The sequence below is a fragment of the Treponema sp. genome, from assembly GCF_017430385.1.
In the GTDB taxonomy this organism is placed as follows: domain Bacteria; phylum Spirochaetota; class Spirochaetia; order Treponematales; family Treponemataceae; genus Treponema_D.
The window spans coordinates 1-26,715 of sequence record NZ_JAFRNB010000114.1 but is presented as its reverse complement, the minus strand read 5'-3'; the positions used below and the strand labels follow the sequence as shown (position 1 = coordinate 26,715).

Sequence of the window (26,715 nt, the reverse complement as noted above, 5' to 3'; positions counted from 1 at the left end):
TAACTGGCAGGCAGGGGCATTGCCTATGGAGAAGGGTGAAAAAGGCTTCACAGTTGTGAAGAAGTTCTCAGCGGGAACAACAGTAAAATACAAGTTCATCGTAGACGGAAGCTGGACAACAGACCTTAAGGCTCCGGACTTTATTGATGACGGTTTTGGAGGCAAGAACTCACTTGGAGATCTTGATGCCCTTGCAGGAGGAAATGAAGATTCATCAGCAAAGAAAAAACCTTCTATCAAATTCCAAACATGGAGTATGGTTGGCTTCCAGAGTCTGTGGGATTTGAAGGTTGACGGAACAAAAGATGACGGCAAATTCAGCGAAAAAGACGCAGAATTGAACAGTACTGGCGTTGGTGCAAAATCATGGTTCAAGTTTGGTGGAAACATCACACCTCATGTACCTATTTTCGTTGAGCTTTGTCTTTTTGAAAACGATGCTTTCAATAACATCTACAACCGCGACAAGCTCCGGGCTAAAGACGGAATGAAAAATGCTGGAACAGATGTTGCATTCGATCCAATGTACTGGCTTGGCGGAGAACAGGCAAAATGGGCATATCTTGGTCAGTTCATGATTGGCGTTGAATTCCCATGGCTCAAATATCAGACAGGCTACCGAAACGCAAAACTCCCACCTCACACAAATGTAAACTGGGTAACAGTTGATCAGGACTGGGAAGCAGGTTATTCAGGAACTGGCGGTTATACGCAGTGGGCAACAGGCGAAAAGGTAAAGGAGACTTTGGAGTCAGTCACAAGTGGAGCGGTCTCAGGATTTGAGGCAGTGTTTGCCCCGAACCGAAGTGCAGACCGAGCAGGAAATCGCTACGGACTGTACACTTACCTCGACATGACACTTCTCAACAACCATTATGTTGATTTCCAGTACAACGGTGCTTATGGTGAAAAATACGACACTATTTTTGACACAATCTACGAAAGTGACTTCATGCTTGGTTACAAAGGTGTGTTTGGAGATGCAATCGTAAGAATGAACGGCTTGATTAACAGCTACGGTTCGAGTGACAACAAAGACGGAACAAAAACACTGTTCACCCCTGCAGCATCAGATGTAGGTATGGTAAATGATGATGTTGACAACAAAATGGACAACACAGCCGCAAATGTCAACATCTCTTACAGTCATGATTTCTTCGATGCAACTGTCGGATTCCGCTATCGAGGTGCACAGGCAAACATGATGTATGTCGAGGACAACAACTCCGATGACCATAAGCACATTCAGGATCAGCTCGGCAAAGTCAACCGCTGGCGAGCATGGTTCGACTTGAACACATATCCTACAGAATCACTCTCAATCGGTATCAACCCATATATCGAGAAAACTCTAAATACCGACTATGACAAAGTTACAAACAAGGGTTTCAAAAACAAAGACACAACTTTGATTTATGTCAAGCCTTATGGTGAGTTTGATTTCACTGAGGATGCAGCTCTCAAATTCTACGCTGAGACAAAATATGTCACAGAAGATGAAGACAAATTTGTAAACGGCGGACTCAAAGAATCGAAGAACTTCATTCTTGAAGAAGCAGGTTTGCGATATGAGCAGAAACTTGATAGTGCGATCTCTTCATTCGCTGTTATGTACGGATATGACGCTAACAATGATATTGCGGCATTACATACACTCATAGCAGAAATGGGACTTCCATTCGGAATTAACGCTCAGTTCGGTGGTGGCTTGTACACAATCGATAACAAGAGTGCGGAGAACAACCCATTTGGATTCTTCCTCGGTCTTAACAAACAGGTCAACAAAGATTACAACACCATATTGTACACACACTTTGTATACAATATGGATCCTTACAAGAAGTTCGGCGACGGACAGGATACGCTTAACCTTGACAAATATACGCTTGACAGTGATGTAGATTACTTCTGGCACAAAGCAGCATTCCGCGTAGCCTTCAAGTTTGACTTCTAATCAGAAAGGAGAAAACAGACTATGAAAAAACTGAACAAAATCATATCGGCTCTCGCATATCTCTCATTGGCGGTGGGTATGTTCGTAGGGTGTGCAGACAACAACCCTGATTTGACACCTGTTGCGATTCCTACACATATCGTAGGCGGAATCAAACAGGCAGATGTAGACTCTGCAACATGGAAAGCAGAGGATAAGGATTCAAACGATTTCTTTCCGATTAAATTCAAAGAAACTGATGACGGGAAAGTCGCAGAATTCACATGGAAACAGGATTCAAACAAATGGTCGGCAGGTTATCCAACTGACACTCAGGAATTCCAGTTAACGCTCGGTCTTTCGTGGGACTCGGTTTGGGCGAACGGTGAAGAAATTGTCCTTAATGAAGACTATAAAAAAGTAACATACGGCAAAGGTGGAAAGAATCTCAAAATCACTGGCTTGAAACAGGGCGAAACATACACCATGAAAATCAAGATGGCTGGTTCCGATGTCAAGATTAAAGTAACAGGAAAGGCAGAGACATTCACTGAACTGACCTTGATTGCGAACGGTCTGCCTATAAAAATGGCTCGTCTTAACGGAACATACACGGCAAAAGTCGCAGCTTCTGACACAAGATTGACATATTCCATCTCGGACGGAACAAAAATCTGGGGACTTTCGGATGCAGATGCAGCTACATTCACAGAAGAGACTGAGTATACATATGTCGAAGTTAAAAAGGCATCTACTATCCAAGCGATGTCTCTGGTGTATTATAACTTCACAGCGACTTTAACCGATAAAGGTGCTCCTAAAGTAAAAATTGCTTCTAAAGAAGATTTGAAAGGTTTTGCCGCACGAGGTCTGTTTAATAAATGGGATATGACTTATCTATTGCAAGAAAATGATGACGGAAGTTTTTCCGTAACTTTTGAAGCAACAGCAGAGAGTTCAGATTTTAAAATTGCCAACGAAAACTGGAGCAAATCTTATCCAGCAGATATTTCAAAAACAACAGGTGAAAAAGAAACTTGGATTGCAGAAATTACTGCTGGTGGAAATGCTGTAGAATGTGATGGCCGTGATACAGGCGAAGCAAATTCATGTCTAAAGGGTATGACAATCGGAAAAAAATACATACTAAAAGTCACCCCATTAAAAGGAAAAATTTCTGTAAAACTGGAAGAAAAAAACTAGTTTTTTCAAAAAGCATCCCGCCGGGGTAATTCCCCGGCAACAAAGGGCTGGGCGAAAGTTCAGCCCTATTTTATAAAAATCATTTGTCCTTATCGAAAGACACACTTTCATAAAACCAAAGTGACTCTTTCCGTAAGAACAATTTTTCGTCCTTACACAAAATGTTCTTTGAAATTTGTGGGATTTGTCATTAAGTTGCATTTTTAGCAACGCAAGTGCAAAAAATCCAGGAAAAAGTTAATTATCAGGTCTCCGGCCTGTAAAAATATATAAAAAACATGGAGGAAAACATGAAAAAATGTTTCAAGCGTTTTGCTGCGTTTCTTTGTGCAGCGACTTTGTTGTTTTCGCTCTCTTCTTGCAAGAGTGGCGATGACGACAACGAGAAAAGCGACAACAACGGCGGCACTTCAAAATCAATGAAAATCGCCCTTTACGGAGCGGACACATCAAAAACATGGAATGTCTGGGCATGGAAAGAAAAAGGTTCAAACGATGAGAACTACGACACAAAGAAATGGCCAGGCGGAACATATCAACTCTCCCAAAAAGATGCCAACGGTTGCGTTTATCTCAACATGAACATCGACACATCTGTTGACTTGGGGATTCTTTTCGTTTCTTCAAGCGGGACACCTCAAACAGGGGATATAATAGTTCCGAAAAATGTGCTGTCAGCAACTCAAGAGCTATACTTCACATACGCTACCATGAACTATTATACAAAGTTCTCAGACATGGCTGGTATTAAATCCGCTCAAATCACATCGGCGGACTGCAACACGATTGAGGCAAAAATCGTAGCGAGTACCGCTCCTGCTGCAAACGAAATAACTGTCAAAGACAAGGACGGTGCAGTCCTTTCTGTCACCGATGTCTCATTGAGCGGTATCACGGCGACAATAACAATTACAGGAGGAGCAATCAGCAAGATTCCATATACCGTCACATACTCTGATGAAACAGTAACAACGAACATCAAGAACGACCTCATCGATGACATTTTCTCTGTCAACGATTCAGAAGAATTCGGTGTCAAAGTAAGTGGATCGACAGCATCTTTCAATATATGGGCACCACTCGCAAGCAAAGTTCAGCTTGCCCTTTATGCAGACTCAACAAAAGTCTCTTCTGACACAAACGCAACTCTCAAAGAAATGTTTTTCGACAGTACAAAGGGCAACTGGACGGCAAGTAATGTTGATATCACAGGATTCAAATACTACAAATACGCAATCACAAACAACGGAAAAACAGTTTATGTATGTGACATCTGGGCAAAAGCCGCAAGTGCTGACAGCGTGGCAAGTCAGATTTGCGAAATTAATTCTGATTCAGAAGCAATTGCCACAGGTACGCTAGACCAATCTTATGGAACTAAAGAAGTCTACAAAAATCCATTTACAGGCTCTGATTACTCTGAAGCCGTAATCTACGAGATGCACATCCGAGATTGGAGCCGTGCTGTTGTCAGTGACTCAAAAGGAAAATTTCTCGACATAGCAAACAGCTCTGATATCATCAACTACCTGAAAGATTTGGGTGTCACACATGTTCAGATTCTCCCGATGTTCGATTACGCACAAACTAATTCTGACACGAACTACAACTGGGGCTACAATCTTTACCATTATAATGTACCGGAAGGTCGATATGTGACTGAAAACTACATAGACGGCACCCAAGCGGTCAAGGAAATGAGGCAGATGATTTCTGCACTCCATGATGCTGGAATTGCCGTAATCATGGATGTTGTTTACAACCACACAAGCGGAACAGGAAATTATTCGCTTTATGACAAGACAATTCCTCAGTATTTCTACAGAACAAAATCTGACGGAAGTTATTCAAACGGTTCTGGATGCGGAAATGAAATCGCCACGAATCACAAAATGGTTAAAAAATATGTGGTTGATTCTCTCAAACACTGGATGCTTGATTATCATATCAACGGATTCCGCTTCGACCTCATGGGCTGCATAGAGGCAAGCACGATGAAAGAAATCTATGATGAACTGTATAAAATCGACCCGAAAGTAATGGTCTACGGAGAGCCATGGACAGGAGGAGACAGTTCTGTTGTAAATGGAGCGGCGAAAGCTGGCAAGGCTTCACAAGGCTCTGGTTACGGTGCGTTCGACGATGATTTCAGAGACGCAATCAAGGGCGGAGAATTCGGCGGGTTCGCACTGGGTCAGATTCAGGGAAATTATGCAAACGAAACAAACCTTCTTCTCGGTCTTTGCGGCAAGCAAATAACCAAAAACAATAGGAACACGACAGGGCTTCCAAGTCTTGCACTTCACTATGCTGAATGTCATGACAACTACACGCTTTTCGACAAACTAGTTTATTCTACACTCACCACATTGAGCGGTGACTTAGCCCCGAAGTTTGAGGGTGCGTACAATTCTGTAATGAATGATTCAGACAAATTCTCAAAAATCAAGAATCAAGTCAAACTTGCTGGCGCGTACATTCTTCTTTCACAGGGAACACCATTCTTGAACGGCGGTCAAGAATTTCTTCGCACAAAGAAAGGCAATCCTGACAGTTATGCTGCTGACAAAAAAGGCGGAATCTCATGGACGAATACGACCGGCAAATATAACATCGATGATGTAAACACGATTGACCTAGACATGAAGACAACAAATGCGGACGTCTACAATACTTACAAAGGACTAATTGCACTGAGAAAAGCAAATAAGACTGTTTTTGGTGCAAACACAAACGCAAAAGCCGAAAAAATTGAAAATGGATTCACGAAATATTTCCCAACGGGCGAAGGCGGAGATTTTCTTATTTACTTTAACGCAACAGATGAAGGAAAAGATATCACCACCACCGGCTACGGCAAATTCTTTGATGTGAGCAGTGGTACTCCGACAGAGAACACCACGATTCCAACATCAATTCCTGCACAAAGCTTTGTAATCTTGAAAAAATAGGAAAAGAATGTTCTAAAATGAACTGAATTTCCGGCACACCACGATTTCCTTTTTCATGGTGTGCTGTTTTTTTGCTTTTTAATTGAATTTTGACATTATTTCGTGATAAAATAAATCAACATGGAACATGGAATGATTACATCAGCTTCGGGATGGCGAAAAGTATTCGCAATTTCGGGCGATGAAAATGACAATACAGCACAAATCAGCGAGAACGACAAGATTCTTTCAGGAATCGCGGCCGAGGTTTTCGCAGACTATATAATAGAAAGAACTTCCTCACCAACCGTCATTTTGGGGCAGGACACGCGTCCAACAGGCAAAGCAATCTGTGAAGCCATGCTCAAGGTTCTTGTTTCAAAAAATATCAATGTTAAATATCCCGGATTTATCGCAGCCCCGGAGATTATGGCTTACGGAAAGAACGCTTCTGGATTCATTTACATTTCGGCAAGCCACAACCCGATCGGCCACAACGGAATCAAATTCGGTCTGGACGACGGCGGTGTTTTGAACGGCACTGAAAATGCAAAACTGGTAAAGGCTCTCAACGAAAAATGTGCTTCTCAGTCAGAAATCGAGCGAATTAAAGCAATTTTGAACGAGCGTAAATCTCCAAAAACTGCCAATTTCCCGGAAGAAGCCCACGATGAGTCAAATGAAGTGATTGCCAAAAGCCAAAAGTCAAAGGTTGAGGCAAAGCAGGCTTATTTGTCTTTCTCAAAAGAAGTAATTTCTGCAACAGCCGACAAATCCAGTCAGGATGCACTTTTCTCAAAAATAAAGCAGGGCATTTCTGAAAATCCGCTCGGAATTATTGCCGACATGAACGGCTCTGCTCGCACTCTTTCAATTGACAAGGCAGTTTTCAAGGATGCAGGCATTTCTTACTACGGTCTCAATGACGAGCCTGGCAAAATCGTACATGCGATTATCCCAGAGCCAGAAAATCTTATTTGGTGCGCAAGAGAGATGGAAAAGTTGCAGGGCGAGGGGCATACCGAAGTCAAGTTCGGTTACATGCCAGACTGTGACGGCGACCGCGGAAACATTGTTTTCTGGAACGAAAAGACTAAAAAAGCCGAGGTTTTGAAGGCACAGGAAGTTTTTGCGCTTTCAGTCCTTTCAGAGCTTTCTTACATGAAGTATCTTGATGAAGTCACTGGTGGCGATTGCTCAAAAAATCTTGCGGTGGCGGCAAACTGTCCTACTTCAATGCGAATCGATGAAGTCACAAAGGCTTTCGGGGCAAAACTTTTCCGTGCTGAGGTCGGTGAGGCAAATGTCGTCAACCTTGCGCGCAAAAAGAGGAGCGAAGGATTCACCGTGCGTATTTTGGGCGAAGGCTCTAACGGCGGTAACATCACTCATCCGGCAGCAGTCCGTGACCCGCTCAACACGATTTTCGCGCTCGTCAAGCTTCTCGTTCTTCGTGATTCAGAAAATGGCGGCAAAAAAGTCAGAGGATTGTTCCACATCTGGTGTGATTCACAAAATCTTCCATATAATAACGACTTCACGCTTTGCGATGTGATTGAGACACTTCCAGTTTATTGCACAACAGGTGTCGCAGAAGAGCGGGCGATTCTCAAAATCAAAACGACTGATCATTCAGTTTTAAAAGCAAATTTCCAGAAAATTTTTGAAGAAGAATGGAATTGCAAAAAATCCGAACTTTCTTCAAAATATAGTATTGAAGGTTACGAGGCAATCGGCACTAACGGCACCGAAGAAACCCGCAATCTTTCTGACTATTCAAAGAACGGCAAAGGCGGCTTAAAAATCCTCTTTACCGGCAAAAACAAAGAGCCTCTCGCGTATATCTGGATGCGAGGGAGCGGCACCGAGCCTGTTTTTAGGGTTCTGTGCGATGTAAAAGGCAACAATTCAGCTGAGGAACATGACCTTCTCGAATGGGAGCGGGCAATGATTCTGAAAGCAGATAATTTATAGGAGTAAATCATGGAAAAAGCAGAGATTCTTGAACGCGCGAAAAAATATATCGCCGAAGAAAAAGATGAGCGATTCCGCAAAGAGGTTGAGGAACTTGTCGCAAAAGCAGACGACAAAGATGCTCTCGCAGAACTTGAAGACCGATTCTATCAGACACTCGAATTCGGTACAGGCGGCTTGCGTGGTGTAATGGGCGGCGGAACTAACCGCATGAACACTCTTGAAATCAACCTTGCAACTCAGGGCTTGGCAAACTATGTTCTCAAAGCATTCCCAGAAAAAGCAAAAGACGGCACTTTGAGCGCAGTCGTAGCTTATGACTCACGCAAAAACTCAGATGTTTTCGCAGAGGCAACAGCACTCATTCTTGCAGCAAACGGAATCAAAGCATATCTTTTCACAGGCTTGCGCCCAACTCCAGAGCTTTCTTTCGCAATCCGCACGCTCAAAGCTCAGACAGGTGTTGTAGTAACAGCTTCTCACAACCCGCCACAGTACAACGGCTACAAAGCTTACTGGGACAACGGCGCACAGGTAATCGAGCCGCATGATGTCGGCATCATCAAAGAAGTAAATGCCGTAAAAGAAATTAAGACAATCTCTAAAGAAGAGGCTATCAAATCTGGCAAGCTCATTCTTATCGACAAAGAAATCGACGAGAAATTCTGGGCTATGTGTAAGGCTCAGCTCTTCCGCCCAGAGCTTATCAAAGAAAAGGCTTCATCTGTTAAAATCGTTTACACTCCTCTCCACGGAACAGGCGCAATGCATGTCGAGAAGGTTTTGGGCGATTTGGGACTCAAAGTTATCACAGTTCCAGAGCAGCGTGAGCCAAACGGTGCATTCCCGACAGTTGAAAAACCAAATCCAGAGGAAGCTCCGGCACTCAAAATGGCAGTCGCACTTGGCGAAAAAGAAAAGGCTGACTGTGTAATGGCAACTGACCCGGATGCAGACCGCTTCGGAACAGCATTCCCTGGAAAAGACGGAAAATTCGTTCTCGTTACAGGAAACCAGATGGGCGCAATGCTCTGTGAGTATGTTCTTTTGTGCCGAAAAGAATTGGGCAAACTCCCTGCAAATTCTGCAGCTATCCGCTCAATCGTAACATCTCCGTTCGCAGACTACATCTGCAAAAAATACGGCGTTAAGATGCACGAGTGCTTGACAGGATTCAAGTGGATTGCAGCTGTTGAGGATGAATTCGAGAAAGCAAACACCGAGACTTATGTTTACGGATTTGAGGAAAGCTACGGCTACAAAATCGAAAAAGATGTAATGGACAAAGACGGCGTTTCTGCAGCAGCAATGTGTGCCGAAATGACTTTGTACTGGGCTTCAAAAGGCAAATCAATCCTTGAGCACTTGGACGACATGTACAACGAGTACGGATTCTTCGAGGACAGAGCAATTTCTCAGTATTTCCCAGGTTCAGCTGGTAAAGAAGTTATGGCCGGAATCATGACAAAACTCCGCACAGAGGGCTTGAAGACTTTGGGCGGCAAAAAAGTTCTTGAAATCCGCGACATCGGAGAAAGCGTTGCATTCAACCCGGAAAATCCTTCTGCAAAAACAGAAATCAAGCTTCCGAAGTCAAATGTTCTCCAGTTCGTACTCGACGGCGGCACAATCGTTTCTGCCCGACCTTCTGGAACAGAGCCAAAAATCAAGTTCTATGTCAATGCCCGAACAGACACATCAGCAGGACTCGATAAGGCAAAAGCTGAGAGCGCAGCTGTATGTGACGCAATCACAGCAGACATCAAGAAAGTTCTTGAAAACGCATAAGCAAACGGAAAACTGAAAGTGGAAAGCTTAAAATGAAGTTCCCTGCTTTCCACTCTTTCCAGTTTTTTTAAGGCACAGGAGTTTTTTCCTGTGCTTTTTTTGTCCAAAATTTATTTTAAATTTACCTGAATTTTAACTTGACAGATATTAATGGGGGGGGTACGCTTATATAGAAGTTTTTATCATTTTACAGGCGAGCCATAAAAAATTCGCCCAACTGAAGGAAAATATGAAGAAACTCACCCGTAACCTGCTGTTTCTGGCAGCGATTATCGCAGCCGTGTTCGTATTGGATAGTTGTTTTCATGGTTCAGGCTCAGATTTATCCGAAACGACCGCTTCTTCAACACCATTCAATTATAATTACCTTATTATCCAGTTCCCGGCGACAAAAGGAAAAACTCTCAAAATTAGTCCTAAAAGCGCAGGAATGTATTTGGGAGCAGGCCTTAAAGCATCTTGCAGCATATCAAAATCAAACGCTTCGTTCGGGCTGGGCTTAGCTGTCTGGCTTGATTTGGACATCACTATAAATTCCCTGAATGTAATCCTTGATCAACTGGTAAAAGGCGGTGTAAAAGAAGTAGGCGTTCCGCTTGTATTCGGCACTTCTGCTTGTTAATCACAACCTGATATTCTATCCTACACCAGTGCGTTGGGAACGCCGCAATAAGTAGAATTTCGGGAAGCGAGAAAGATCAAAACAAGGTGAGTCTTAACATTCTTGCTGTGGGTTTGCAACATTTTCTATCTTTGCATAGAATAGTTGTATGAAATCACACTTGCATCTTTTGAACGATTACCGTCGCATGAACCGCCTCGTTCAAAGCGGGGCGGTTTTTTGCGCCTTGGACACTGAGACTACCGGCCTCAAGCCGACAGAGGAAAGGGTTATTGAAATTGGGGCGGTCAAGTTTGATAAGTCAGGAGTTCTCGGCACTTTCTCAACTCTGGTGAATCCCCGCGTATTGATTCCGCCTTTTTGCCAGGAACTCACGGGAATTACGAATAAAATGGTCTTCGGGCAGAAGGAATTTCATGAAATAGCACCGGAACTTCTTGAATTTCTGGATTCTTCTATTATAGTAGCTCATAATGCGCAGTTCGATTTACGATTTGTGAACGCAGAGCTTGAGCGCATGAATCATGAAATCCTGCAGAACAAAGCAATTGACACTCTCAGATTCTCACGCTGGGCTTATCCTGATAACGGACACTGGACATTGCAGTTCCTTGCGAATCAGCTTGGAATCGAAGTGAAGTCCGCACACCGCGCAGAAGACGATGCCAGAGTCTGCATGGAAATTTTTCTGCGCTGCATTTCAGACACAATGGACAAGCAGAAGCCTGCGTTAGGGATTGTAGGGGCGGCGGCAGCCGTTGCGGAACAAAGTGGAGCAATGTAGTGCGAGAGCACGGAATCCAAACGAGCACGACAACGATAGTGCTCGCGGAAAGCCCGACCCTAGGGAGCGACGGCTGAAAGCCGGCAAAATGCTCCAGTGGAGCATTTTGAGCGAGTCTCCGAGCAGCTGTGCTGCGAAGGCTAGGGGAGCGCCCTTAATTTTCTATTTTCCCTCTTAGTGCCAAAATAATTGACAGTACCTCTTTACAATGATAAAATATTTATCACTTTATTTTAAAACAAGGAAAGATTTATGAAAAATAAGATGCTTTGGATTGGATCAGTTTTTATTCTTATCCTTTCAGTAATTTGTTTCGTCGTTTTCGGAGTCGGCACTGAGCTGATTCGTGCAATTACAGGCGAGAGCAACGGAACCTCATTCGGAAAATACAACGGCAAGGACATCGTTCTCGCACCGGGAACAGATTTTGCAAATGCTGTCCAGAATTACACAAACTATTACCAGTATCAGGGTCAGGAGCTTGACCAGTCTGCATACTTCTATATTTACAACTATGCTTTCAATTCTGCAGTTCAGTCTGCGGCTTACAAAGATGCTGTAAAAAAATCAGGCTACAAACCAAGCGGAAAGGAAATTTCCCGCGCAATGCTCCCACATCTCCTCAATGCAGAGGGTAAATTTGATCCAAAACTTTACAACAAGATTTCAAATTCAGACAAAGAGGCTATGAAAAGCGACATTTCTAATCAGCTCACTTGGCAGCGATTCTACAGCGATATGTTCGGCGGTTCAGAAACAGTTGGCAAATATGCCCTCTACGGAATCAAAACAAACGACAGCGAAAAAGATTTCCTCGCTTCACTCAGCAACGAAAAGCGCGCCCTCAAAACTGCGGCTTTCAACAAGGCTGATTACCCAGAAGAAGAAATCAAAAAGTTCGGAACAGAGAACGCTTCACTTTTTGACAGCTACTCACTTTCTGTAATTACAGTAAAAGACGAGTCTCAGGCAAAAAAATTGTACGGTCAGCTCACAAACAACGAAATCATCTTCAAGGATGCTATCACAGAATATTCAGAAAAGTATTACTCAGACGGTGACGGCGTTGTAAAACAGAACTACGCTTATCAGATTAAAGAAAACCTTGAGAACGAGGCAGATTTTGCAAAAATCGACACTCTCGCAAAGGATGCAGTCAGCGAAGTAATCAAAACAAACAAAGGTTACTCAATCTTCCAGAGCACAGGCAGCAAAAAAACAGCTAGCCTTGACGACAGCGCAACTCTTGATGTTGTCAAAAATTACATCACAACAAACAAACAGGATTTGATTGAGTCTTACTTCATTGAAAAAGCAAAAGACTTGATTGCAAAGACAAAAGAGACAGGTCTCAATCATATTTTCGATGAGAAAAACGGTTTGACAGTTGAAAATATTCCTGCATTCTCTCTCAACTACGGAAATCTTTCAATCGCAGGCACTTTTGCTGAAGGAAGCGCAAAGGCTTTCGCAGGAGCAAGCACAAACGAAGAATTCCTCAAAAAGGTATTCTCTATGAAGAAAGGTGAAATTTCTGAGCCAATGGTCATGGGCAGCTACATCACAGTTTTCCAGGTCACAGACATTCAGAATGAAGCTGCAAGCGAAGAGCAGATTGAAAAAATCGCTTCAGAAACAGCAAATTACGACCAGACATCTGCACAGTCAGCTCTTCTTTCAAGTCCGAAAGTTGAGAACAATGTAACTTCCGTTTACTTCAACAAAATTATTAAGCAATAAGCGGAGCAAAATTTGCAAGAAAATATAGCGGGGAGCGTAAGTTCCCCACAAAAGCCCTGTCTGGTTCAAACGCCGCAGGGCTTTTCTGTTTCTTATCAGAACCGTTTTCTCTATTCAAAATACGCTCCGAGCAGGGCAATTTCTGGAGCAGTAAAAAGTCTTACGATTCTGCCTGGAACGCTTATTCTTGCACTCTCCCCTGCCCTTTGGCTTGGTCTCGAAGAACTTTTACAAAAACTTCCAGAAGATTGCTTTGTTCTTGGAATTGAAGCTGATGAGAACCTGCATGGATTCGCACAAGAAAGGCTTACTGAATTAAAAAAGAGCGGTACAAATCTTGCTCATGATAAAGTCGCACTTCTTCCTTTTTATGAAAATGATTTCATTGTGAATATTTTGAGCGGGGAACGGCCAGTTGAAGGACTGAACATTCCGCACATCTCAACTTTCCGCAGGAGCATTCCGCTTGAAATGAGCGCGGGAACACAATTCTGCAAGGAACAATATCTGGCACTTGCAAGTCTTGCGCAAAATACAGTCGCATCTTTCTGGAAAAACAGGATTACGCTCACAAAACTTGGTCGGCTTTACTCACGAAATCTTTTCAAAAATCTGGCAAATATTCCATGCACTGTGGATCTTCGGGAATTGGCACATAAAATCTCACAGCCGATTGTTGTATTCGGCGCAGGAGAAAGCATTGAGGAAACGGCCAGGAACATTCCAAAAGCATTGCTCGAAAAATGCTTTGTGATTGCAGTCGATGCGGCTTCTCCTTCACTCAAAGCAATGGAAATCAAAATCGATGCAATAGTCGCCGTCGAAGGCCAGCTTGCAATCGAAAAGGCTTATATTGGCGGGGTGGCAAAATCTTCTCTCATAATCGCGGACATTACATCCAGAAAAGCCGTCACACGCCACACACAAAAATCAATCACTTATTTTGCATCAAAATACACGGACTCAATTTTTTTCAAACATCTTACTCAAAAAGAATTTTTCCCGCCAACAGTTCCACCGCTCGGCTCAGTTGGTCTTACGGCAGTCTATATCGCCCTTCTTTTGCGTGAAAGCGTGAATGTGCCTGTTTTTGTAACCGGCCTTGATTTTTCTTTCTCACTAGGCCGAACACACGCAAAGAACGCACCGGCACACATTGCCCGCCTTAGCACAGCGAACAGATTAAATCCGGCTGAGAATTATGGGGCTGCTTTCCGTACAGGGGCTAAAAAAATATTGGGGAAGAACAATATTCCTGTTTTCACGGATACAGCCCTCGAAGGCTACGCGAAGGGTTTTATGGACACATTCAAAAGTCTTCCGAATCTTTATGACTGTGGAGCACAAGGAATCCCGCTCGGAATACAGCAAATTGCTTCGGAAAAAGTAAAAGCGTATTTAGAGACAATCAAAGATTCTTCATCGTCATATAGGGGAACAGAAGGATTGGGCAATCTTCCATCAAATGAAAATTTGCTTCATTTTGCTTCAACTGGCGAGAATGTCACTCTGACTGTCCGAGAATATCTTGAAGCCGAAGAAAAAGCCCTCAACCGCATAAAAGAGCTTTTGATGTTCGGAAAGGATGTCGCAAGCTGCTCTTGCTCGCTCGAAGATGAACTTGAATCACTGATTGCACCAAGGGAATATCTTTTTCTGCACTTCCCTGACGGCTACAAATGTCAGACTAACGATTTGAGTTTCTTAAAGAGAGTGCGCGGCCAGATTGACTTTTTTTTGAAGGACATAAAGAACAGCATCGCCCAAGATTCGGGTATTTGATTTATAATTTATGGCTTGTTTAAAAACAACATTCACTATGTTCCATTATAAAAAATTACGATGCTTTTTAGTTTGTCATTTTCTGTTTTAAATATGGCGCTGTTCTAATTCTCACATTGTCATCAATAACAACGCCAAAATCTTCTGCGTATAAAACTGTAAGCGTTATTAAAAAGCAAAAAAACACAAGAAACTTTTTCATTTCTCTCTCCTTTGGTATTTTTTGTTCCAGCTACTCTTCCTTCTCTTTAAGAACGGCGAGGAATGCTGTCTGCGGAAGCTCGACATTACCAATCATCTTCATGCGCTTCTTTCCTTCCTTCTGTTTTTCGAGGAGCTTTCGCTTTCGGGTGACATCACCGCCGTAACACTTGGCAAGAACATCCTTTCGCACAGGATTGACTGTCTCGCGCGCGATAATCTGGCTTCCGATTGCGCCCTGAATGGCAATCTTGAACTGCTGGCGGCTGATTTCGCCCTTCAATCGCTCGCACACTTTTTTGGCACGAACGGCAGCTTCTGGCTTATAAGCAAGCTGGCTCAGAGCATCGACAGGCTTTCCGTTGAGCAAAATATCGACCTTTACCAAATCGGTCTGCTGATAGTCAGTGATTTCGTAGTCGAATGATGCGTAACCACGGCTGTAGCTCTTCAATTTATCGTAGAAATCAAAAAGAACCTCAGCAAGCGGCATCTCATAAGTAAGCTCGACGCGTTTTTCGTCAAGGTAAGTCATATTTTTCTGAACGCCGCGCTTTTCGGTACAGAGATTCATGATTGAGCCGATGTAATCAGTCGGCGTGATAATCGTTGCCTTGATGTACGGCTCCCATGCTTCCTGGATTTTCGTTTCCGGGAACTCCGTAGGATTATCGATAATCTGCTCGGTGCCGTTGGTCATCTTTATTTTGTACTGAACGCTCGGTGCCGTGAAGATTACGGCCTGGTCGTAGTCGCGTTCCAGGCGTTCCTGAATGATTTCAAGATGCAAAAGCCCAAGGAATCCGCAGCGGAATCCGTTTCCAAGAGCAAGTGAATTGTCTTTTTCGTAAATCAATGAGGCATCGTTGAGCTTGAGCTTTTCCATGCTCTCTTTGAGTTCTTCGTAGTCGTTTGAATCAATCGGGTAAATTGAAGAGAAGACTACAGGTTTGACATCCTTAAAGCCACCAAGTGGCTCCGGAGCCGGGTCGCTGGCCAAAGTTACTGTATCACCTACCCTGACATCGCTTACAGTCTTTACGCCCGCAATAATGTAGCCTACATCTCCAGCCTCAAGATACGGGGTCTCCTCGTAATTGATTTTGAAAATACCAATCTGGTCAACTTTGTAGTCAGTGTTATTCGACATAAAGCGGATGACATCGCCCTTTTTAATCCGGCCTTCTTTTACACGGATGTGGATGATAACTCCGCGGTATTCATCGTAATGGCAGTCAAAAATCAAAGCCTGAGCCTTGCCGTTCGGGTCTCCTGAAGGAGCCGGGAATTTTGTGACGATTGCTTCCATTAAATCATCAATCCCCTCACCAGTCTTTGCGCTGACAGGAACGGCATCTTCTGAGTCAAGACCTAGGTCATGGTCAATCTGTTTTTTGATTCTAGGCAAATCCGCGCTAGGAAGGTCAATCTTATTGATTACAGGAACGATAGTCAAATCCTGCTCCATCGCCATATAAAGGTTTGAGACAGTCTGGCTCTCAACGCCCTGTGAAGCATCAATCAAAAGAAGTGCGCCCTCACAAGAAGCAATGGCACGGCTGACTTCGTAAGAAAAATCGACATGGCCCGGAGTGTCAACAAAATTAAGCTCGTAATCGTTTCCGTCTTTTGCATGATAAGGAATTGTGACGGCCTGACTTTTAATTGTGATTCCGCGCTCTCGCTCAATGTCCATGTTATCAAGAATCTGATTCATCATCTGGCGGTCATCAATAATCTTCGCTTTTTGAATCAGGCGGTCTGCAAGTGTAGATTTTCCGTGGTCAATGTGCGCAACGATACAAAAATTGCGCTTGTATTTCATTTCTGTCATAGTTTCAAGATTCTCCTAAAAATAGTAAGGGCTGTCAAGTTGAGCACCAATCGCAACTACACCTTCAAGATAGCCCTTTTTGCGATAATGTGCATAAATTTCAGCATAAATGATTGAATTATCATCATTCAGTTTGACATTTCTTATTTCAACAGGGTCGTTCTCGGAAAAGCCCGACTCGTCCGCGACAGACCCCTTGATAATCTGCTCAATCGAATACTTTTTGCTGCTCGATGTCGAAACAGGCAAAAGCTTCATTCCAAAAATCGGAACAAATGACTTCGCGATTATGTCACCTTTGTAAATATTATAGCCGGGATGCTCAGGCCGCGCTCCAAGATAAATATCCGCATCATGGAAGTCTGAATCTCCTCGGCGATACTTAATTTTAATGACTGATTTTGCCATATTCCTCATAAGAACGGCCTGCATGTCTTCGAGCGTCGTGATTTTCTGGCCATCAGCCTCGACAATCAAGTCACCGGGAACAATTCTTGAGCGGCTTGCGCTTGCCCCAGGGAACACATACTGAACTTCAAGCCCCGCCTCTTTGCCAAATTCTTTTTTGGTGTGGCCGTAACAGCCGAGCCAGGCATGTGAAACTTTTCCACCCGCATACAATGCAGGCAAGGTCTGCTTTAAGTATTCGACTGGAATCGCAAAATTCAATCCCTCGTACTGCAAAATTCCGGCAAAAACAATCGCCTGAACCCTGCCCTTCTCGTCAATACAAGGTCCGCCAGAGTTTCCGGAATTTACGGCAGCATCAATCTGCATGACAGAACCGAGCGTAAATAATTTTCGGTCGGTCGCACTCACAATTCCGCTCGTGAGGGTGCGCTCCAAGCCGACAGGAGAACCGATTGCATAAATCTTGTCGCCGACATCCAAATCAGAGCTTGAACCAAGAGAGAATATATAAGGCGCATCAACTTCCGTCTTTAGGAGAGCCAAATCAATCTGCGGATCGTAGCCGATAACTTTTGCAGGAATGCGGGTGTCGCTGTCTTCGGCAAGTTTTATGTAAAGGCGTGAATATCCTTCGCTTTTTTTGTCAACCAAATCGGAAATTACATGATGGTTCGTGACTATGTAGCCGTCTTTAGAAATGAAAAACCCAGAGCCGATAACGCGGTCAGCGAATCCCATTCCGCGCTCAACTCGGATTCCTTTGTCTACCCAAATCGTGACAGTTCCGCTTATATAGGAAGAAACTTTTTTTGCCTCGGCGGATTTTTCTCCGTTAAGACCTGGAACATTCTTCATCGACAAAGATTCAAGCTCTGAAAGCGACTTAGAAAGTTTTTCCGACAACGGAGAATCAAGTGTCACAAGTGATTTTTGGATTCTTCTTGCATTGTACCAGTCAGATTTTTGTACAGCCTTGTTGAATTCTTCCTCAACAGATTTTTCACAGTCAGAAATCGTCTCTTTATCGGCCAGAAGACAGGCACGCCAGAGAGCCTGCACAGGATTCTTTTCGAGCAAATCAAGGATTCGCTTGCGCTCCTCTTTTCGGGCATCTTCCTGAGTGTAATCAATGTCAGAATAAACATCTTTTGGGTCATGCACGGAACTGCAAGAAAAGAAAAGAAAAGAAATCGCAAAAAGAGAAATAATTTTTTTTAAGCTATATATATTTTTCATAGTTCTCAATGGGTTTTTAAGGGCAAAGCCCTTAGGAGAGGGGGTAGCGGCGCGCGGTTCAGGCACAGCCTTCACCGAGACTCGACTAAAAATTTGCCTCGCAAGTTTTTTCGCCTTCGGCGACCGTCTCCCTAAGGGGGAGCCATCCCCCTTTAATTGCTAATTATCTATCTCCATTCCGAAAATCATTTTTTCAATGCGCACGGCAAGGAATCGTTTTGGAGAAGCAAGTTCCCCGCTCTCGACTATAGTAGAAACACCCTGCTCATTGATTTGGTTAATCTTTTTTATGATATTGTCCTCATCATCTTTTGAGCCGACCCGTGAAATCCAGTAGAAATTCTTTGAAAGGCCCTTTGTAACAGAAAGATTTTCATTTCCTTTTTGAACAAGAACAGGAATTCCGTCCTCAGACGAGACCGTAACCACAGAATCTGTAAGCGGTTGATGAAATTTTGCCTGCTCCCGAAGCTTTCCGTCAATCTTAGAAGGCAATTTTATGTACTGAACATCCCATTCACCGTCGCCGTCAGTGTCCCAGGAAGAAATTTTTCCGGGGATTTTTGCCCCTTCTGTCGCAGGAAGATATTCCTCGGTAAAATCCGGGATTGTGTCGCCGTTTCGGTCAACAGTGATTTTTTTGACATAGAAGCCAGTTCCGTGAGCCGGAGAGCCGAAAAGATTTGTCATAATCTGCATTTCATCATTTGTCGAGATGAATTTTTCGGTTTCGTCAGTTGAAAAGCCGTAGAACTCAGAAGTTTCAAAAAGGCCGTCGCCGTCAACATCAAGCTTGCGTGAGACAGGAATTCCCTTTTCAAACTGAGCCATTGCATAAATCTTATCGCCGACGGAATAGCTTGCAATCTGTGCGACACCGTTCAAAAGGCTCACCTGAATCACAGCTCCATCACGCTCCTTAGAAGGAATTGAGTAGCTGAGTGAAGAGCGAAGCAAATCCTGTCCAGACATGGAATTAGAAGCTTTCAAAAGAACCGGGATAAAGAAATCAAAGCCGAGGCTCTTCTGAACTGATTTATCAGGCTCTACCTCAAAAGGTGTCCATGAAAGAGTTTCCGCAATCAGAACGAAGCGCAAGTCAGCATGATTTTCAGCCATTCTGTAATTTGCGGCGGAAATGTAAGGCCAGGCTGAATATTCCAGCTCCAGTGCATTCTCTGCAAGAGAGATTTTTAACGGAACGCCGAAGTCGCAGCTTGCAGTCCATTCTTTTTCATCATCCTGATTGTCATCATAAGAAATTGTCTCCGGGCGACCGCGTTTGTAAACAACTGTGAGATTCGTAATCAAATCGCCGTCACAGTCAACGGTAATCGTGCCGTTGTAAGAATTAAGATACTCGGAAAATTCTTTTTTGACTTCTTCGCTCTTTAAGTGAGAGGCAAAATCTTCGAGAACAGAAAGCTCTATCGTCTTATCAGAGAACTGGTAGAAATAGTCGAGGGCCGCATCCTCATCTAAAAGACCGGCTTTAAGAGCCTCAATCGCGTACAAAGGCGACTTAAACTTCTTGGAATTGAAAGCCTTGAGCATACGGATTTTCTTTGATTCTTTTTTGCCAACTTTTTCATCGGAAGCAAAAATCGCCGCATAAATTTCAAGCTCGTTGTTCGCATTTTTATAAAGCGGAATCATAAGCGCGAAAGCATCGGCCAGAGTGCGGACATCCTCGGAAATAAAATTATTTTTTCGCAGAATCTGATACTCGTGAGTGTAGAAAAGTTCGGCGAATCGTGAGTCAGCTGGATAGACCCGACGAGCGGCATCAAGGCGTGTCCGTGCTTTTTTCACACTTTCCGCATCGCCAAGAGAATAATATGCCTTTGCACGGATATACTCAGCATCGGCAGAATAAATGAAAGGATCTGAGTCCAGCACTGAAAGAGACTGGACGAACTGCCGGCTAGAGCAGAGAATGTCGGAATACAAGATTCTCGCTCCGTCACGGTTGTAATCCACCCATTCGGCTTCGGTGAGAGCCGTAACGATAAGCGGAAGGATTGCAGATTTTTTTTCGCCGAGGTTCATCTGAGACACGGCCCGAAGATACCAAAGATCGGCGATTTTATCATCGTACGCAAGCCCCATTTTTGCGTTTGAATCAGCCTCGTCCCAAAGTTTTTCGGAAGCATTTTGTTTTGCGAGCTGGAGATAGCGGACAGCCGTGCGACGATTGGCCACCACAGCAGAATTCGAGATATTCTGAGCCGCCAGATCAAAAACTGAAATAAAGAAAACTGATGAAATTATGAATAAAGAAGCTACTTTTTTTAACATTAAAAAAATTCCTTTCTTATTATTCTACTATAAATTAGCTTATTCTACAATCCAATTTTTAAAACCAAGATGAAAACCTAACGCAGCTTTTAAAGAATTTTCTGAGCAGGAAGAAAGCTCCTCGACGACAAGAATTTTATCACGCTGATTTTTTGGAATTTTCCAGTCCGTGAAGATTTCAGGGAGGGATTTAAGCTTTCCATCCGATGTTTTGATTTCATCACCAGGAAGCGGACTCCGAACGAGCAAAGGAAGCCGGGCAGGAAATGAAATTTTCTGGGAATCAGAAGTTTTTGACACAAAAGAAAGAAGGCAGTTTTTGCAATCAGAAGATTTTTCTGACTCGGAAAGCCCTTGTTTTTCGCTGAGATTTTCCGAAGCTACAAGAAGATTTTCAATATCCGCCTTATCCCCGATTTTTTTTAAGAAGAAACAAAACCCGCTTTCAATGGAAGAATCATCTTCAGCAGGACTTTTTACATCAATGACTTCGAGCAAAAGATTCTCTGAATCAAGCAATACGGTCACATTCTCAAAAGAGATTTTCTGCGATTTTACTTTTCCCCAGGAAGCGATTTCCTCAAAAATGCGGAACGGGAAGCGGCCGCCCCAGCCAATTTTATTAAGGAAATCAAAGAAAACGCGGCGTTGAAGAGAAGGATGCAAGCCAAAGAAAAAATTGCGCTCGATTTTAAGAATACCCGGCAGCTGAGTTGGGGCTTCGGGGAGCTGAACCGGACATTTTTTGACCTGAGCAGAGCCTTGCTGCGAGTGAGCTGTGCCAAAAGCGCAAAAACTTTTCGCCGCACCTCTTAAAAAATCCTCATCAGAAGCCGCTTTTTTCGCCCCCGAAAGCACAGCGTTCTGCCAGCCACTAAAATTTTCGTTCAGGACAGGAACAAGGATATTCCGGATGCGGTTACGAAGGTAATTTGTATCAAAATTTGTTGAGTCCGTGCGCCAGGACTGATTTTTCTGCCGGAGATAGTCTTCAATCTCCGAACGAGGGATTTCAAGCAAAGGCCGAATAAATTTTCCACGCACCCGCTCGATTCCGCCCATCCCCTCAGTTCCGCTTCCCTGCAAAAAACGCATCAGCAAAGTTTCACACTGATCGTTCTGATTGTGAGCAAGGCATAGCGCAAGGAGATTTTCTTTTTTGATGAATGAATCAAATGCCTCATAACGAAGACTTCGGGCAACGGCCTCCACGCTCGAAGAAGATTCTTTTGAAAGTCCTTCGATTTTGCCGTGCAAGATTTCCTCGACATGACAAGGAATTCCAAGTTTCCCGCACAAATCTTTTACGAAAAGCGCATCCCCTCCACTCTCTTCCTTCGAACGGATTCCGTGATCAACAGTAATCGCACGAAGGCAGGAAGGCTCAAAGATTGAAGAAAGGGATATCAAAAGAGAGACTGAATCTGCGCCCCCAGAAACTGCAATGCCAAGCGGAGACTTTTGAGAAACCGAAGCAAAATCGATTCCGCAGGATTTGAGACCTGAGAGAACTTTTTTTTCAAACTTTTTCACATCAAGCATGGAAAGGCCCTATAAACAAAAAAATCCCCCTGTTTAAGGGGGATTCTGCAAAGCTGCGTGATTAGCGAGCTGGAGCTACGCTTACGAGTGAATCCTCAGCGTTTGTGAGGACAGTAACTTTGTCACCCAAGCCCATGTCTTTTACACGGAAAACATCGCCGATGTTAACACCAGAAACATCGATAACAACACGAGCTGGAAGATCCTTTGGCAAAGCCTTAACTTTTACCTCTGGAACATGTTTAACCATGAAGCCGCCTTTGAGAACACCTGCTGGTGTGCCCTTGTACTGAACTTTGTATGTGCGGACAACTGGCTTTTTGTTTGATACTGCGAAGAAATCAACATGAAGAACTGCATCGCTGATGATATTGTACTCTGTGTCGCGGATGAAAGCATCATATTTTTTGCCCTCCAAGTCGAGAGTAACAAGAGTTGTAGCTGTGATTGAGCGCCAAGCTTTGTTGAACTGAACTGCATCAACTGTTACAGATGTAGCTTTTCCAGCTTCATCATAAACTACAGCAGGAATGCGACCTGCAGCACGAATAGCTTTTGCAGCTTTTTTGCCTGTCTCTGAGCGAAGTTTTGCTTCGATAACAAACTGATCCATTTAAGAACTCCTAAAAATTTTATGGAAAAGCCTGCACGAAGCAAACAAGTTGAATAAGATTAGAATCTTGCACCCCATCGTTCGTCACGCCAGAGCTTTCCAAAATATATGCTGGGCCGACAGGATTCGAACCTGTGGAATGATGGCACCAAAAGCCATTGTCTTACCGCTTGACGACGGCCCAATAAAAGAGGAATAAATATTAACCTATAAATAAATTAAAGTCAATTACTCATCAGCAGCAGTTTCATCAAAATGCCCTGCGTTATACTCAGAAAGAATCTTTTCCTGCAAAGCATTTCTGAAATCAGCACTGATTGGATGAGCTACATCCTTATAATCACCATTTGCTGTTTTGCGACTCGGCATAGCGATAAAAAGGCCAGACTGACCTTCAATGACTTTTACATTGTGAACGACGAAACAGTTATCAAAAGTAACTGTAACATAAGCCTTTAACTTTCCTTCTGCCGTTACTTTTCGAATTCTTAACTCAGTGACTTCCATTTTTAAAAATTCCTTTTTGCTATAAAATTGATGTGACTCTACTTAATGAGCAAGCACACATTTCCATTTTTTCTGGCACTTTAAAAGAGCCTCTTTCGCAGAAGACTCAGATTCAAAGACACCAAAAACTGTAGCACCTGACCCAGACATATCCGCCCAGTCAGCTCCACATTCTAAAATATCCTGCAAGGCCTCGCCAATCAAAGGATATTTTTCGATAAGAACTGGAGTGAAGGAATTTGCAAACTCCCAAGCATCAACTGAACCGTAATAGAAACGCCTCAACTCCGAAAAATCAGGGCAAGAAACTTCTTTTCCTGATTTGTAAGCTTCATCAACCAAAGAATATGCCTCCGCAGTGGAAGAATGAATTCCTGGAAAAATCAGCAAAAAACTTAGATCTGTTCTGGGCTCAATTGGCTCGACAATTTCACCGCGTCCAGAAACTAAGGCACATCCACGACCTTTTTGAAAGAAGCCTGAATGCAAGAAGAAAAAAACATCGCTTCCGACCTGTTCTGCAACGGAGTCTGCCAAAGAATGAGTAAGCTCGATACCAGCCAAATCAGAAAGTGCTTTTAACAGGGATGCCCCGTCAGAAGAACCTCCTCCTAAGCCGCCACCAGCAGGCAAAACTTTGTGAAGCTCCACATCGATGCCGAAATCAATGCCTGTTATGTTACGAAAAGCTGTAAAAGTTTTCGTAAGGGTATTTTCCAGAGGGAGCCTCATTTGAGCACAGTTTATTACACATTTCGGTTCTGAAATGCGATGAACCTTAAGCTCGTCCGCAAAATCTAGTGTCTGAAAAATACTTTCGATGTTATGAAAGCCGTCCGCACGCTTTTTCAAGACTTTTAGTCCGATATTCACCTTTGCAGGAGCTTTGACACATACATCAGAAAACATAGCTTGTCTAGTATACCACGAGATTGCTAAAAGTCAAGCATTTTTTCGTACTTATTTATAGAAACATGGTGGCGAAATTTCAGAAAAGCTTCTCTCAGTTATTGACACGATGCAATTATAAATTTAAACTCTACTGTCTTTGATAAGGAATCATTATGCTGATTAACGATGAAATGAATGATGTTAAGGTTATGGCTCTCGGATTTTCATACACAGACGAAATCGATGAAAGCTATATAGATTCAGGTGATGAGGATGATTTTGATTCGCTCGATGATAACACCCTCAACAAATTTGATGATGACATCTACGACGACACCCTTGATGAAGACGATGTAAATGTCAGTTACGATTCCGAACCAGAAGATTACAACGACGAACTCACAGAAGATTATTCAGACGAAGAATAGCCTTTTCCCTTTGGACTAAGAAAATCAAATAAAAAAAACGGCGCGAAGAAGTGAAACGGCTTACGAAAACACTCTGTTTGTGCTGCCGCGCAAGCGGCAAATGTATATAATTACAAGCACAAACAGCGTGTAGCAGGCGAGCGGGCCTTCGCAGCATAGCTGCTCGGAGAGTCACTCAAAATGCTCCAGTGGAGCATTTTGCCGGCTACGCCGTCGTTCCCTAGGTTTCGATAAGACGTTTTCACGGCTGGGAGCCGTTTTTTTTATTTCAATTTTTTTCCGTTGTGCCAGAGTTTTTCAAGCTCATAGAATTCGCGGGCATCTGCGCTCATAAGATGAACGACAACTGGCCCGATATCAATCAAATTCCAGTCATCACCAGAAGCGGCCTTGTTGTGAGTGACATGGATTTCCATGCCGTTCTCTTTAACATAGTCCTTAATCTGTTTTGCAAGGCCCTGCCAATGAGCCGAGCTGTGAACCGTAGCGATAACAAAAAAATCAGTCCATGAGTTCAATTCAGAAACATCAATAACCGAAACATCATCAGCCTTTGAATCTTCAAGAATCTTTGCAATTTCAAGAGCTTCTTCCTGCGCTGTTTTCATAAAAATCTCCTATTTTTTAACATATCGTCCGTCAAAATCTTTTCCGAGGATAATCGTAAAATCCACATTCGACGCGCTCGTGCTGTCAGCATCATCAGCAACGGTCTCTTCGACGATATTTGAGCAACGAATAAAATCACCAAGACTTTTTGCAATCTCAGCGTTTCCAATATGATTTATGATTACCGTTTTGTCGTAATCATTAGAATCTGCGTTTCCTGTGCTAAGAATATCATAGCCCGCACTTTGGAGCAATGCCATAGTATTGCGCGCCAGGCCCTGGACAGTAGTTCCGTTCTGAATTTCAAGCACATAAGTTCGGTTTACATTCGCATTATCAAGTGAAATCAGGGAGTTTGACACCTGCTTGAAGACATCCTTGATAAGCTGGCCATCGTAATACGGGAAAAGAAGCGTTTTTCCGTCAACAATTCGCCTGGATCCGGTGATTGTCTGAGGAGTAAGATGCTCAGAATCAACCTGAGAAATAATCGTAACAAGACGGTGAAATTCTTTGTCATCAAGATTTGAACTCATCCGCTTGCTTATCGCCGCAAATGATTTTTTATCACTGATAATTTTTTCATTGCGGGAAAGAGCCGCAAAAAAAGCAAGTACGACATCCTGCCGCCGCTCAATCAAATCATCCTCATTCTCATCACTTCGCTCGTAATTCAGATAGCTCTGGATTTTGTCGCCGTCAAGGGAAACAACACCACTCGGCAAAAGCCAACGCTCACCCTCATCATTTTTGGCATCAATCGGCGAGGGAATAAAAACCTTCATGCCGCCAAGCATGTCCGTCAGTTCGCCAAATTTCGTAAGATTGAGATTTATATAGAAAGGAATGCTCTGACCGACAAGTTTCTCAATCTCTGATTTGTAAGCATCGATTCCTTTTTCAAGATAAACCGTCTCAATGCTGTCAACCCGCCCAAGACTTGAAAAAATCGCACCAGTATTCTCAAGGATATTTATGAGCGCGCCCCTCTGCGAGACAGGATAATAGATAAAAACATCCGTAAAAAGCACGCGGTTTTTATCTTCCATTACGACAAGGGTTTTGATAACGCGGTCGGTCTTGAGATTTTCATCAACCGTACTGACACGGAGCGAAAGTGCAAGACCAACCGTTACGGTAATAAGAATCAGAAAAATCAAAAGAAGAAGGAAAGCACCTTTATTTGAATTCGGATTGTTGATTTTCATGTTTAATTAACCACAGATTAACACAGATTAACACAGATTTTTATTTATGCTAATTTGAGTAATTTGCTCCTGCCTCCTTCAAAAGTTTTTCCCGTAATGCGAGAGATTCTGGGGCTACAGTTTTGCCTCGCTTTTCAAGATATTCAATATTCTCTTCAAGAACCGCAAGAACAATTCCGTG

The 26,715-nt window shown here is 43.3% G+C and carries 20 protein-coding genes and 1 tRNA gene; 10 read left to right on the top strand and 11 right to left on the bottom strand.

Features of this window, described 5'->3' with window-relative positions:
• The 9 genes from IJJ71_RS08300 to IJJ71_RS08260 form a co-directional block, all read left to right on the top strand.
• Window positions 1–1,954: early set domain-containing protein (locus IJJ71_RS08300; RefSeq protein WP_296846363.1), on the top strand; the 1,954-nt coding region annotated here is incomplete at its 5' end.
• Between the two features lie 21 nt (window positions 1,955–1,975).
• The gene (locus IJJ71_RS08295; RefSeq protein ID WP_296846362.1) at window positions 1,976–3,136 is read left to right on the top strand and encodes an early set domain-containing protein; all 1,161 of its coding nucleotides are present in this window, start codon (window positions 1,976–1,978) and stop codon (window positions 3,134–3,136) included.
• A 290-nt stretch (window positions 3,137–3,426) separates the two neighbouring features.
• Window positions 3,427–6,087, top strand: coding sequence for an alpha-amylase family glycosyl hydrolase (locus tag IJJ71_RS08290; RefSeq protein ID WP_296846361.1), 2,661 nt, complete (start codon window positions 3,427–3,429; stop codon window positions 6,085–6,087).
• A gap of 120 nt (window positions 6,088–6,207) precedes the next feature.
• A complete protein-coding gene (locus tag IJJ71_RS08285) occupies window positions 6,208–8,040 on the top strand; it encodes a phosphoglucomutase (protein ID WP_296846360.1) in 1,833 nt (610 codons plus the stop codon).
• A gap of 9 nt (window positions 8,041–8,049) precedes the next feature.
• The gene (locus IJJ71_RS08280) at window positions 8,050–9,828 is read left to right on the top strand and encodes a phospho-sugar mutase (RefSeq protein ID WP_296846359.1); all 1,779 of its coding nucleotides are present in this window, start codon (window positions 8,050–8,052) and stop codon (window positions 9,826–9,828) included.
• 229 nt (window positions 9,829–10,057) lie between these two features.
• Window positions 10,058–10,450: a hypothetical protein gene (locus tag IJJ71_RS08275; RefSeq protein WP_296846358.1), complete on the top strand. Its 393-nt coding sequence runs from the start codon at window positions 10,058–10,060 to the stop codon at window positions 10,448–10,450.
• A gap of 148 nt (window positions 10,451–10,598) precedes the next feature.
• Entirely contained in the window at window positions 10,599–11,234 is a 636-nt protein-coding gene (locus IJJ71_RS08270; RefSeq protein ID WP_296846357.1) for a 3'-5' exonuclease, read from the top strand.
• 252 nt (window positions 11,235–11,486) lie between these two features.
• Complete coding sequence (locus IJJ71_RS08265) at window positions 11,487–12,974, top strand: peptidylprolyl isomerase (protein WP_296846356.1); 1,488 nt, start codon at window positions 11,487–11,489, stop codon at window positions 12,972–12,974.
• Between the two features lie 12 nt (window positions 12,975–12,986).
• Window positions 12,987–14,756 carry a 6-hydroxymethylpterin diphosphokinase MptE-like protein gene (locus IJJ71_RS08260; RefSeq protein WP_296846355.1) on the top strand — a complete coding sequence of 590 codons (1,770 nt, stop codon included), beginning with the start codon at window positions 12,987–12,989 and terminating at the stop codon, window positions 14,754–14,756.
• A gap of 67 nt (window positions 14,757–14,823) precedes the next feature.
• On the opposite strand, the gene IJJ71_RS08255 is transcribed toward IJJ71_RS08260, so the two are convergent.
• From IJJ71_RS08255 to ispE, 9 genes are all read right to left on the bottom strand, one after another.
• Window positions 14,824–14,958, bottom strand: coding sequence for a hypothetical protein (locus tag IJJ71_RS08255; protein WP_296846354.1), 135 nt, complete (start codon window positions 14,956–14,958; stop codon window positions 14,824–14,826).
• A gap of 30 nt (window positions 14,959–14,988) precedes the next feature.
• Window positions 14,989–16,791: a translation elongation factor 4 gene (gene lepA / locus IJJ71_RS08250; RefSeq protein ID WP_296846353.1), complete on the bottom strand. Its 1,803-nt coding sequence runs from the start codon at window positions 16,789–16,791 to the stop codon at window positions 14,989–14,991.
• 15 nt (window positions 16,792–16,806) lie between these two features.
• Window positions 16,807–18,438 (bottom strand): S1C family serine protease, encoded by a 1,632-nt coding sequence (locus IJJ71_RS08245; protein WP_296846352.1) that lies wholly within the window; start codon window positions 18,436–18,438, stop codon window positions 16,807–16,809.
• Window positions 18,439–18,597: 159 nt separating this feature from the next.
• Window positions 18,598–20,736: a tetratricopeptide repeat protein gene (locus IJJ71_RS08240; protein WP_296846351.1), complete on the bottom strand. Its 2,139-nt coding sequence runs from the start codon at window positions 20,734–20,736 to the stop codon at window positions 18,598–18,600.
• A 39-nt stretch (window positions 20,737–20,775) separates the two neighbouring features.
• Complete coding sequence (tilS, locus tag IJJ71_RS08235; RefSeq protein WP_296846350.1) at window positions 20,776–22,269, bottom strand: tRNA lysidine(34) synthetase TilS; 1,494 nt, start codon at window positions 22,267–22,269, stop codon at window positions 20,776–20,778.
• Between the two features lie 70 nt (window positions 22,270–22,339).
• A complete protein-coding gene (locus IJJ71_RS08230) occupies window positions 22,340–22,891 on the bottom strand; it encodes a 50S ribosomal protein L25 (RefSeq protein WP_296846349.1) in 552 nt (183 codons plus the stop codon).
• 111 nt (window positions 22,892–23,002) lie between these two features.
• Window positions 23,003–23,075, bottom strand: a tRNA-Gln gene (locus IJJ71_RS08225).
• A gap of 44 nt (window positions 23,076–23,119) precedes the next feature.
• Window positions 23,120–23,398 carry a septation regulator SpoVG gene (gene spoVG / locus IJJ71_RS08220; protein WP_296846348.1) on the bottom strand — a complete coding sequence of 93 codons (279 nt, stop codon included), beginning with the start codon at window positions 23,396–23,398 and terminating at the stop codon, window positions 23,120–23,122.
• A 42-nt stretch (window positions 23,399–23,440) separates the two neighbouring features.
• Window positions 23,441–24,307, bottom strand: a complete 867-nt coding sequence (gene ispE / locus IJJ71_RS08215) for a 4-(cytidine 5'-diphospho)-2-C-methyl-D-erythritol kinase (RefSeq protein WP_296846347.1) — start codon at window positions 24,305–24,307, stop codon at window positions 23,441–23,443.
• Window positions 24,308–24,462: 155 nt separating this feature from the next.
• On the opposite strand from ispE, the gene IJJ71_RS08210 reads away from it, so the two are divergent.
• Entirely contained in the window at window positions 24,463–24,717 is a 255-nt protein-coding gene (locus tag IJJ71_RS08210; protein WP_296846346.1) for a hypothetical protein, read from the top strand.
• 263 nt (window positions 24,718–24,980) lie between these two features.
• On the opposite strand, the gene rsfS is transcribed toward IJJ71_RS08210, so the two are convergent.
• On the bottom strand, window positions 24,981–25,325 hold the full coding sequence (rsfS, locus tag IJJ71_RS08205) for a ribosome silencing factor (RefSeq protein ID WP_296846345.1): 345 nt from the start codon (window positions 25,323–25,325) through the stop codon (window positions 24,981–24,983).
• A gap of 9 nt (window positions 25,326–25,334) precedes the next feature.
• Window positions 25,335–26,534, bottom strand: coding sequence for an LCP family protein (locus IJJ71_RS08200; protein ID WP_296846344.1), 1,200 nt, complete (start codon window positions 26,532–26,534; stop codon window positions 25,335–25,337).
• Between the last annotated feature and the right edge of the window lie 181 nt (window positions 26,535–26,715).